At 39.8% G+C, this 12457-nt stretch carries 2 protein-coding genes; both read right to left on the reverse strand.

Annotation, left to right across the window (positions count from 1 at the left end; genetic code table 11):
- Positions 1 to 133: 133 nt before the first annotated feature.
- Positions 134 to 11560, reverse strand: coding sequence for an SDR family NAD(P)-dependent oxidoreductase (locus tag LMF89_RS15105; protein ID WP_304622608.1), 11427 nt, complete (start codon positions 11558 to 11560; stop codon positions 134 to 136).
- A gap of 81 nt (positions 11561 to 11641) precedes the next feature.
- Positions 11642 to 12391, reverse strand: a complete 750-nt coding sequence (locus tag LMF89_RS15115; protein ID WP_229535823.1) for a polyketide synthase — start codon at positions 12389 to 12391, stop codon at positions 11642 to 11644.
- Positions 12392 to 12457 lie beyond the last annotated feature (66 nt).

Below are 12457 nucleotides of genomic sequence, written 5' to 3' on the forward strand. Positions count from 1 at the left end.
AGTGGTAGCCCATACCCCCAAATCTCCAGCACCACACTCTTTAGGCATTGATTCATTGCATTACACAAATCAGTTTGTACTTTTCCTACCCGTTGCACTTCTTCGTACATCTTAATAATACTTCTTTTAATTTCTATTCCTTTTTAACAGTTTTCTTGGTTACCATTTCTTCTCTTTGAACCTCCTGAATCGCCATGTGTTTTTTTATAAAAGATTTTAGAAACGTTGTCGAAAGTACTTTTCCAGAATATAGTTTTTCACAAAACGCAAGAATTGTTTCATACGCTTTAGGTTCAGATAGTATCATAAAATGATTGGAAGAATCTGCATCCATTAAATAAAATTTAGGAAACAGTTGCTTCCATTCTTCCCAATAATTCACGTGGTCTGATGAAATTTCACCAGTTGCGATTGTTAAATAGGGTTCTAATTCTCCCATGAATAATCTGCTCTTGTTACGAAAATAGTAGCAGGTTACTGCTTGGGGGTCAGGTAACGGCAAAACAGAATAACTATCTAATTCATAGGACTGCTGAATCTTTACAAATCGCTGAATCAGAGTATATAATTGTGTTTTTGTTTTGGTCAGCCCACGTCCTGTAGCAAGCATGATCAATTGCTGTAAGAACTCCTCATCCTCCATATTTGAGGTCACTTCATCCCTATGAACAAGCGTTTGGGCTAAATTCCCTGAGTCTTGTTGAATTGTAGCTGCCAACTCCAGGTTAACGCCTTGTAAAATCCTAGATTTTTGTGATAAATTTATGTGTTTCAATCCCAAACTATCAAATGTATCCACTATAGTAATCGTATCAACGACTTGTCCTAGCTCTTGAAGTTGACGTGTTACTTCATATGCTAAACATCCACCTAAAGAATATCCACCCAAATCATATGGTCCCTCTGGTTGAACTGTTTGAACAATGTGAGCATAATATGAAGCTATTTGTTGGATACCATGTAAGAAGGATTGATTATTAACCCAGCCCTGGGCTTGAATCCCATAAAAAGGTCGTTGACTCTTCTGCGCAATTGCTTTATAGTTTACTACTCCACCTTGCGCATCGTGAAACCAAAATACAGGTCGTCCTTTAGAGCCTTGATTGAGGCGGATGAGTTCAGGAAATTGCGACCAGGTGGATAGCAGGGCAAGATTGGTGTGTTGTCTTAACAACATTGATCTGTTTTCACTTTGCAGTTGTACAACATTAACGATATCTTGTATTGTTCTACTTTCCTGTAGTTTGACCAAATCAATTGTCGGATCTACCTGCGCTTGCAATTGCTGTAATAATTGCATCAAAATTATTGAATCAAACCCATATTCATTTATGGGTTTATTAAGATTTATCTCTGCTGGCGTCAGTCCCAGTAAACCAGATATTATATTGACTACTTGCCTAGATGCAGGCGCAGCAGCGCTGACAATGCTATCCTGCAATCTATGCTGTTCTATTATTAATTTGGATTTATGCCCAGACTCGATCCAACACCGTCGTTTTTCAAAGGGATAAGTAGGCAGAGATATTCGTCGAGCTTCTTGCCCTTCATAGAGTGTTTCCCATGGAATCTTGCCGCCTTGCGTCCAATATAGCGCAATTTTCCCAAGATCTTTTTCCGCCAATAACATTTGAACTACAGTCTCCTCAATTTTGCCTGAAAGCAAGCTTTTAATCTTAGAATGGTCTTCTTCCAGATTTCCTGTAAAGATGCGTATGGAAGTATCTACTTCTCCATCTTCTTTAATCGTTCTCAGATATTCTTTTAGACCTTGCGTTATTTCTTCTTGGTTATTTACTATCATTGCTAAACGAAATTCCATTGCTTCTCTTCCAACTTGCAGTGTATAAGCAAAATCAGGTAAGGAAATTTCTTTGTTAAGCTCTATAAAATCAAGCATTTGTTGAACAGATTCCAACAATCGATCTGCATTTTTAGCTGAAAATACTAAAACATGAGGCTGGATTTCCGCAGTCATTTGATTCATTTTTTCTCGCGAAGAAATATATTCTTCTAAAACCACATGCGTATTCGTTCCACCAAATCCATAGCTATTAATACTGGCACGTCGTGGTAGATTCTTTCCTTTTTCATCTGTAAATGCATTCCAATTTTGGTTCTCTGCAGTAATTTTAAATGAACTCCCTTTTAGTGAAATGTTTTCATTTAAAATTTTATATCCAGGAACTCCCGGTATGATTTTATTACGTATAGCCAAGACCACCTTAAACAATCCAGCCATACCAGAAACGATTTCCCCATGCCCAATACAAGGTTTTAAACTACTAATATAGCAGGGAGATGCTTCTTTTGAATTCCGTGAGTATGCCGTTTCGAGTTCCTGATATCCTGCTTTTAACGCATTGATTTCAATACCATCTCCTAAGGGAGAAGCAATCCCATGCGCTTCAATATAGGCTACTGTCCGCGGATCAATATTTGCTTCCTGATAGGCCTGAAGCATAGCAGCTTTCATCCCATTTGCATTGGGAGCAGTCAAGGACATACCTTTGCCGCCATGTGATACCCCTGTACCTTTAATCACCGCATAGATGTGATCACCATTCTCAATAGCTTTATGCAAAGGTTTGATAATTATCGCGCCAGCACCTTCACTGCGTACATACCCATTAGCACTTGCCTGAAAAGACTTAGCTTGCCCCTTCGGACTTAGATAACCCATTGCTTCAAAGCCAATGAAACCTCTCGGGGAAAGCAGTAAATTAACGGCACCAACAATGGCTTGCTCACATTCATGATGATAAATTGATTGAATTGCACGATGTAAGGCGACAAATGTTGAAGCGCAAGCCGCTTCACAATATTCACTCGGTCCGTGTAAATTCAATGCGTAGGAAATACGATTAGGGATAATTGACGGAATAGCATTTGTTATAGATAAAGGATTATTTGAGGACATCTTTACTATATCTGTATACTCGCTAAGCCCGGCAGTAATAAATACTCCTGTAGTACTTTGTGACAGTGCTTTCGGTGTAATTCCCGCGTCTTCAATAGCTTTCCAAATATAGGTCATTAGCAGACGCTGTTGTGGATCTATGAATTCAGCTTCTCGGGGAGAAATGCCGAAAAACAGCGAATCAAATCTATCTACTCCATCAATAAACCCGCCCCATTTAATGTTGGTTTTATTCACCGCCGGATCACCGTAATACTCTCGCCAATCCCAGCGGTCTTTAGGAATCTCTGTGATACAATCCTTGCCTTCAACGAGATTTTCCCAAAATTCATTTACATCGCTTGCCATAGGAAATGTGCCACTCATGCCTACGATTGCAATAGGCTCAGGAGTGAGTGATTCCATTTTTTCTGGAAATAACGTCATCGTTCTTGCAAACCGTGAACGTTGCCTTTTGCTTGGTGGGCGTTCTTCTTTCTCGTCTTCCACGGCTTGTACAGGAGTTCTAGTCCTGGTTTGTACTCCAAATCGAGCAGCAAACACAGACTGGTGTTCTTCGATCAAATAGGTAGCAAGACTGTAAAGGGTTGGCTGTTCGAAGAACATGGTAGGTGCCACTTCTATCTTGTTTTCCTGATTGATTATATTGGCAAATTCGGTCAGCGTGACTGAATCAAATCCATATTCACTCAGATCAGTATCGACATCAATATCTTCCACCTTCACATTGAGTAATTTCGATACAATTTGAATTAAAGAAGCTACCACCTTGTCGAATAAATTACTAGTATCAATCTCTATTGTATCCTCGGATGCCACAACAGCTTTCTCTAGTTTCAGATTCTTTTGTACCCCAAATCGCGTGGCAAAGACAGACTGATGTTCTTCTATTAAATAGGCAGCGATATTATGGAGAGTTGGTTGTTCGAAGAACATGGTGGGAGCCACTTCAATTTTGTTTTCCTGATTGATTATATTGGCAAATTCGGTCAGTGTGATTGAATCAAATCCATATTCACTCAAATCAGTTTCGAGATCGATGTCTTCGGACTTAACCTTGAGTAATTTAGATACAATTTGCGTCAGAGAAACCTGCACCTTTTCCAGTAAATTGTCCGTATCAATACCTACTGAACTAGTCGATGACACAGAAGCTTTTTCAGTTATTTTAGTAATAGAAGTCGCCATCGAAAACAGCTTTTGCTTGATTCGTGCCGAATTCCCTTCCATCACCCTCACCTGGTCTTTGCCAAAGGCTAATCCTTGATACAAAGCTTTGATACCAGTTGAGGTCTGCATGGCAATCATCCCTGTGCTTTGCCAGATCATGTTTTCTATCGCTGCATTGACGCTCATCCCCCCCTCTTTCCACAGAGGCCAATTAATGGAGAGGGTCTTGCCCTGCCGTTGATTTAACGCCACCATATTATTACGATACTTAGCATAGTTGTCCATAAAGGCATTAGCAGCAGCGTAATCGGCTTGACCAATATTCCCCATAACCCCCACACCAGATGAAAAGACGATAAAAAAGTCAAGAGGCAGATCTTTGCTGACTCGATCCAGATTAACCATTCCATTGACCTTAGGTGCCAGTACTTCTTGCACCTCATCTCCATTTTTTTTGAGAATAAATTTGTCACGAATTACCCCTGCTCCATGAATAATGCCATTAAGACTCCCAAATTCCTCTTGAATGTTCTGGAATAAGTCAATAACCGCCTTCTCTTGGGTCACATCAACTTGTTTATATACAACCCTAGCACCTAATGTCTCTAATTCCTTCAATTGTGCTTGCTTATCCTCACTTAGCAGAGATCGACCAGTGAGCACCAGTGTTGCGTCCTTGACTCGATGCACTATTTCTTCAGCAAAAATGAGTCCCAGACCACCCGCGCCACCAGTAATTAAATAGACTCCACGGTCTTTCCATGGAATGTTTGCTTTTTCTTGCGAAACTTGTATATCACTCCAGCCGATAACATATCGTTTGCCGCCATAGTAGCGAATTTGCTGATCTTTAGAGCTTTGGCTGTTCTCCTTCAGGACCTTTACTATTTCCTCTGCATTTTGCCGGACTTCTACTTCAATTAGCTGCCCTATCAGTTTCGGATTTTCCAATTGGGCAGTTTTCAATAGTCCAGAAAGTCCAGAGAATAGTTGTTGTCCTTCTAAGTCTGATACTACAATTTGAATTAACACTTTTCCCTTAGGTTTATCCTTTAGTATCCGTTGAATTTCCTCAAAAGCCTGTACGACATAGCTCCGAAACCGCTCCTCAATTCCTTTCTGGCTGGATTGCAAGACAAGACAACGTACCCCGTTAATCTGGTTTTTGATGCTTTCCTTCGACATTTCATCCAATTCACAAAGCATCACCACATGGTGAATATACTCAGCGGATTTGGCTTCTTCTGATAGACCTTGTTCTTGCCAATAAGGTTCAAGTATCATCATTTCATTATTTGTCAGAGATGCTGCCGTGCCGACTTCCCCTTCCAGAACCCTTGAAGAGAATTTCTTCATTCTTACACAAATATTTCCCTGTTCGTCACACAAATCAATATCGAGTTTCTGTACTTTATCTCCAGCTTTGCTGCCATCACTGTAGCGAACGAGAGCCCACATGGCGGAGCTACATTTTTCAATAATCTCAAGCGATTGCAAGGCGAAAGGTAATGAAGGTTTAAGTGATGCTATGTTACCCGCAATCTTTAAATCACCTGTGCTCATCATTAACCCAATCGACGCTTGCAAGGCAGCATCCATCAGACTGGGATGCAAGGTAAACTGGTCTTTTGTTTCTGAGACAGATACTGGTAGGGACAGCTTAGCTAAGACTTGATCATGACCTACATAGACCATATTAATCCCCTGGTGCCCCGGTCCATAATTAATCCCGATTGCTTTGAATGCCTCATAGCACTGATTCGAGTTCAAACTACTTTGGCTGCACTGAGCCTGTAAGGTCTTAAGATTCAAAGCTGGAACTTTACCAACTGTACTTAATAAAGCCCTGCCCTGGCTATGCACTATAGGTTCTATGTCAATACTTCCCGACTCACTATAAATTTCATAGTCAATCACACCGTTCCCTTCTGGGTAGAGTCCGATGTGTATCTGAACTGGCTGGTTTCCGACAGCAACAGGTCTAGCCCAAACTACATTTTTCAGCTGAATCCCATTGTATCCATCTGCCAAAATTCCTGCAGCCTGCTCCACTGCTGCTCGAGCCATCTCAATATAAGCCATCCCAGGCAAGACCCTCTGCCCCTTCACTACATGATCTGATAAGAAAAATTCCCGACCTGTAAAAGTTGAACTAAACCGCTGTTCTGAGAGATTAGAAGTATTTTGATGCAACAGGGGATGAATCGAGGCGGTACTTAAAGTCTCGCATACCCTATCATTAGATTTAATTTCTTCTGCAGACGGCCAATAACGCTCTCTAGTAAAAGGATAGGTAGGTAAACCAATACGTTGAGGTTTTGTATTGCCGTATAGCTTGTTCCAATCAAAAGATATACCCTTGATCCAAAATCCGATCAATTTTGCAGCTTCTTTATAATGAATCCACTTTTCAATTGCTTCCTGAATGTCTTCATCTGCTACTACAGTAGCCATAGCCTCTTTATTGCGTTTGACTTGACCGCGATAAAGGTCACTATCCTGTCCTTCCAGAAAACCTTTCAGCTTTTCTGTCAGTTCTTTTATGGATCCTACAATCAAGCCTAGACGTTCTTCCATAGCTTCGCGTCCCACTTGAAGTGTATAGGCTATATCGGCCAGACTACTACCAGAAAATTGTTGCTCTTGAATCGCACTTAATAATTGCTGCGCCTGCTCTTTAAGACGTCCTTCATTCTTAGCAGACAATACGATAATTGCTGGGTTCGTAGCCGTGATTTCTATTTTGGGACGTTCCTGATTCCTAGGAATATATTCTTCAATGATGACGTGGGCGTTTGATCCGCCCGCCCCGAAGGATGATATCCCAGCTCTTCTCGGTACTTTCTCTCCATTGATTGTTGGTCGTTCCCAATACTCCGTATTTTCTTGTACCACAAAAGGTGTTTGCCCAAAATCAATATTTGGATTTAAGCCTTTTCCATGCATTACATTTTTTACTAACGTTTGATGTTTGAGCTGCAAAAGAACTTTTGTTACTTGACTAATCCCCGCAGCAGCCTCTGTATGTCCAATATTTGACTTTACAGAAGAAATAGAACAATATCCCGTATCTTTCGTATATTTTCGAAACACATCAGTTAATCCTGTTATTTCAATTGGATCACCTAACGATGTCCCTGTTCCATGAGCTTCAATACAACTAATACTGCGAGGGTTAATTCGACTTTGTTTCAATGCCGTTTCAATTGCCAAAGATTGTGATACTGGGCTAGGAATCGAATAACCATTGGTCTTTCCTGCATGACTAACAGAAGTTCCTTTAATAATACCGTAAATAATATCGTTGTCGTCAATTGCAGCCTGCAAAGGCTTTAAGAAAATTGCGCCTACTGCTTCTGAAGGAACATAACCTGTCCCCCCTTCACAAAATGCCCGACAGCGCCCATCCGAAGCGTTAAATTGTCCTTGAGAAATTGTAATATATTTACTTGGGTGAAGAGATAAATTAACTCCTCCAGCAATTGCCATACGTGACTGTCCGCTACGTATACTTTCACAAGCTAAATGAACTGCATAAAGTGATGATGCGCAAGCAGTATCCACAGTCAAACTGGGACCAGTAAAGTTCATTACATAAGATACTCGATTTGCAATAGAAAATATCTGACTGTTTACTGGAAACATATCTTGCTTAGCTCTCTGTGCGGCTTCCATCATCAGTAACTGATAATTATTAAATGATGCACCAACAAATACACCAATTTGATTACCATACCCATCTTGTTTCAAAGTTTTCCGGGTATATCCAGAGTTTTCGATACATTCCCAAGCCACTTCTAAAAATAATCGTTCTTGCGGATCCATATACATAGTATCTCTTGGCGAAATATTAAAAAATAAAGGATCAAAACAATCAATATTTTCTAAAAAACCACCCCATTTGCTATAGCTGAGACCTTGAGCGGCAGCTTTAGTGCGATCAGGTTCGAAGAATCCATCTAATGACCAACGATTGGCAGGAATTTCTTCGATACAATCCTTACCTATATACAAATTACGCCAAAATTGATCCAGGGTTGCGGCTTGTGGATAACGTCCGGCAACTCCAATAATTGCGATATCGGTATTATATGCGTGAAGATTCGAAACAGATGAAGCCATAGACCTTGAGGAACGTGTCGTGGAACGCATTGAAACCGGAGTTGGAATCTTTTTTAAGAATTTTCGTTTCTGCGTTGATGTAGATAAGTTAGTCTTATTAGCCAATACAGAGATTGCATCTGGATATTCTTCTACAAAATAAGCCCCTAAAGCCTGAATATTATTATATTTAAAAAATAAGGTAGCATCTAATTTTCCTACCCATTGCTCAATTTTTTGATTAAGCTGAACAATCATTATAGAATCCAATCCCAATTCTTCAAAAGATACCTCTGTATCCAATCTATGAATCGGAATTTTTGTAATTCCTGCCATTAAATCTTTTACATGTTCTATTGAAGCTACTTTTAAAGTTTCAATATCAGTGTTAATGATTGCATCGGGATTCCCTTCAGTTTGTACTTTGCTACTACTTGTATTTAATGTTAAGTTCTCTTCAACTATTGTATAAAATTCAATCCCCTTCATCCGTACACAAATCGTCCCCTGCGCATCACAAAAATCAATATCAATTTTCTGCATCTTATCTCCTGCTGTACTACCTTCACTGTAGCCAACTACAGCCCATTTTGCAGAAGAGCATTTATTAAAAATTTCAAGTTCTTGCAGAGAAATAGGCAGACTTAGCTCAAGATCACCAAAGTCCTCCACTAAACCTACTGTAGCCTGCAATGCTGAAACCATTATACTAGGATGCAGGACGAATTGATCTAAGGAATCAAAACCGAAAGAAGGTAAAGACAATTCCGTCAATACTTGACCGGATCCTACATACACCTTCTCAATCCCCTGGTAAGTTGGACCGTAATCGATCCCTACCCCCTTATAGACCTCATAGCATTGGCTGGCAGTAAGAGTATTCTTACTACACTCACCCTGCAAGGCTACAATATCTACAATGGGAGCCTCGGTGGTCCTGCCTAGGATTACGGTGCCTTGACTGTACACTACGGGTTCTACATCAATTTCTTCCGCTCCGCTATAGATTTCATAATTAATTTCTCCATGATGCTCAGAGAAGAGACCAATGTTTACCTGCACTGGCTGCTCAACCACAATAGGTTGAGCCCAAACCACATTTTTGATCCTCATCCCAGAACCATCTCCAAATGCTCCCGTGGCTTGTTCTACTGCTGCCCGCACCATCTCAAGATAGACCACCCCAGGCAAGACTTTTTGCCCCTTCATGATATGGTCAGCCAGGAAAAATTCCTTACCTGTGAATATTGAACTGAACCGCTGTTCAGAAAGATCTGAGGTATTTTTATGCAGCAAAGGATGGATTGCTACTACAGTATCTTGGTTTATTGTATTGCTAAATTGGGTAATGCCTTCAGGTATCCAGTAACGTTCCTTGGCAAATGGATAGGTAGGTAAACTAATTCGACGAGGTTTAGGATCACCATATAGTTTGTTCCAATCAATATTTAAACCCTTTACCCATAATTCGGCAACTTTGATGAGTTTTCCCTTTCTGACCCAAGTTTGCAGTAAAGTGTTCGCATCTTCATCTGATTCGAAGATCACTATCCCCTCTCTGCTCTTTTTTACCTGACCAGTCAAAACTCCCACCGATGTATTGTTATCAATAAACCCCTCTAATTTTTTTAATAATGCTTTGCGCGAATCTGCTAAGAAAGCCAGGCGGTAATTCATTGCCTCCCGACCTACCTGTAACGTGTAGGCCATATTCTCCACGGAAAGCTCTTCATGGGCTTCAATAAAGCTTTTCATGGATTCCACGTAAGCTCTTAATTGTTGCTCGCTTTTTGCCGATAATACGAATATTGTGGAGTTTTTTGGAATAACAGCAATAGATGTTCTATCGTTAGACACCTTTGGAATATATTCCTCAATAACAACATGAGCATTCGTTCCGCTAAAACCAAAGGCACTTACACTCGCCCTTCGAGGAATTCCTGAAGCTACTTTCCAAGGTTGTAATCTAGTGTTGACATAAAACGGAGATTCTTCGAAATTAAAATGTTCATTAGGAGTTTTAAAATTTAAAGTAGGTACAAGCTTTTTATGTTTCAAACATAACAATACTTTTTGAATACTCGCTACCCCAGCTGCCCCAGAAGTATGTCCAATATTACTTTTTACCGAGCCTATTGCACAATATTTCTTTTGATTTGTTCTTTCTTTAAAAACTTTTGATAATGCTTCTAATTCAATAGGATCCCCCAGCTTTGTTCCCGTCCCATGCATTTCAACATAACTAATGCTTTCAGGATGTATATTATTGTATATACTTCGTTCTAATTCAATTTGACTATTCACACTGGGAGCGGTAATCCCATTTGTTTTACCATCCTGGTTGATTCCTGAATCAATGATAACGCCATATATATGGTCATTATCAGCTTCAGCATCTCTTACTCTTTTTAATACCAATGCACCGACGCCTTCTCCTGGAACAAAGCCATTGGCACTATTATCAAAGGTTTTGCATTGACCATCAGGTGATAACATCCCTGCCGAACACATACTGATATACGACTCTGGCGCCAGATATAGACTGACACCACCAACCAATGCCATATCAATTTCCTTGTTTAATAACGCTTGGCGAGCCAAATGTATTGCTACTAGCGATGAGGAACATGCCGTATCAATCGGTATTGCCGGTCCTTTCAGATTCAGGAAATAGGGGATACGCGCCGCTGCAATAGCGTAACTGTTACCAGTTATATTCGTTAGTCCAGTTTGATTTTTATACAACATCATACCATATTCATTACTCATAATCCCGAGATACACACCACATCTTTTGTTACTCAATAATTGCTGGCTATAGCCGGCATCTTCAAATGCCTTATATCCTTCTTGTAAAAAAATACGATGTTGCGGATCCATAGTTTCGGCTTCTGTTGGAGAGATATTAAAAAACAATGAATCAAAATAGTCGACGCCGTCTAATAACCCTAACGATTTACAATATATTTTCCCTATCTGGGAAGGCCGCGGATCATAATATTGATTTACATCCCAACGATCCTTTGGGATTTCCTTGATCGAATTTTTAGCATGAATTAAGTTATCCCAATATTGATCCAAATCACTTGCATCAGGATATCTTCCGGATATCCCGACTATGGCGATGGCTTCCTTATACTCTGATGATGCAGGACGATATTCTTCTCTCTTAGGTTCCTTTTTTTCTTGAACTGATCCTTCCTTAACTTGGTATGATAACGGAGCTAACTGCTCTTTAGAAAACTCTAAGGAATGAACAATCTCGGGTTTCTCTGATACATTTTTTCCCTTTTTCAGCAATTCTATTTCTGCATCTTTATAACTAATCTCCCCCGCTTGAAGTGCACGTAAAACATCTCTCGAATTCATCCATATTCCTCCTTTTTGAAATTCCTATAAAATTAATTACAAGGAGCATTGCCTATCATTTTGTGGTTGTAAATTAAAGTGTTACTTCCCAAATAAGGAAATAATTCGATCTTTAACCTCTGGTTGATGAAATGTCTTGTCATGCATTTCAATCTCATGCTCAATCACTTTAGGAAGTTTTTCCCGTAAGGAGGCAACTAAATAATCTTTTAACGTAATTAATGACAGCCTTGGTTTTTCAGCTAGTTGCCGAGCCAATTCATATGCATAGTTCAATACTTCTGCCCGAGGCAGAACAGGAAATGGAATCCCACGTTTTTCAAGATCCGCTCCACGATAAGTACCTCCATTCAACAATAATTCTTCTGCCAGACTTAACCCTAACTTTTCAGGAAAAATGCAGGTTGCACCCATGCCAGGTGTAAATCCATATTTCATAAAATTAGAAGTATAAACACTTTCTCGACCCAATATCACAAAATCAGCAAATAATCCTAAAGCAAAACCGCCTCCAATTCCATGACCCTGCATCGCTGCAATCACAGGAATTTTACAATCCAATGCAAGGCTATAAATGTTCCCATCGGTAAATTTAAGTGTTCCATCATAGATGCCTAATAACAAATCCTGGGTTCCACCAGAGGAAAAATAGGTGTCATAGCCGGTTAGGATAACTACCTTATAGCTTGAATTATCTTGAATTGAAGTAAATGCTTCCATTAGACCACTCATCAATTCTTTGGAAAATGTATTTTTATAAACCCTGTCTTGCATTGTTACTTGAACAATTCCCGGTTCGATTTCATGTAAACTAACCACAGATTGTGTCATTGTTTCTCTCCCTATCATTTTGCGTACTTTCGAAAAATTCAAAACGTTGGATTTACTGCCCTCAAA

The sequence above is a fragment of the Pelosinus baikalensis genome, assembly GCF_020819555.1.
Classification (GTDB): Bacteria; Bacillota; Negativicutes; order DSM-13327; family DSM-13327; genus Pelosinus; species Pelosinus baikalensis.

Coding starts and splice junctions, on each gene's coding strand:
- LMF89_RS15105 (WP_304622608.1), bottom strand. CDS start 11,560: ATGAATTCGAGAGATGTTTTACGTGCACTTCAAGCGGGGGAGATTAGT.
- LMF89_RS15115 (WP_229535823.1), bottom strand. CDS start 12,391: ATGACACAATCTGTGGTTAGTTTACATGAAATCGAACCGGGAATTGTT.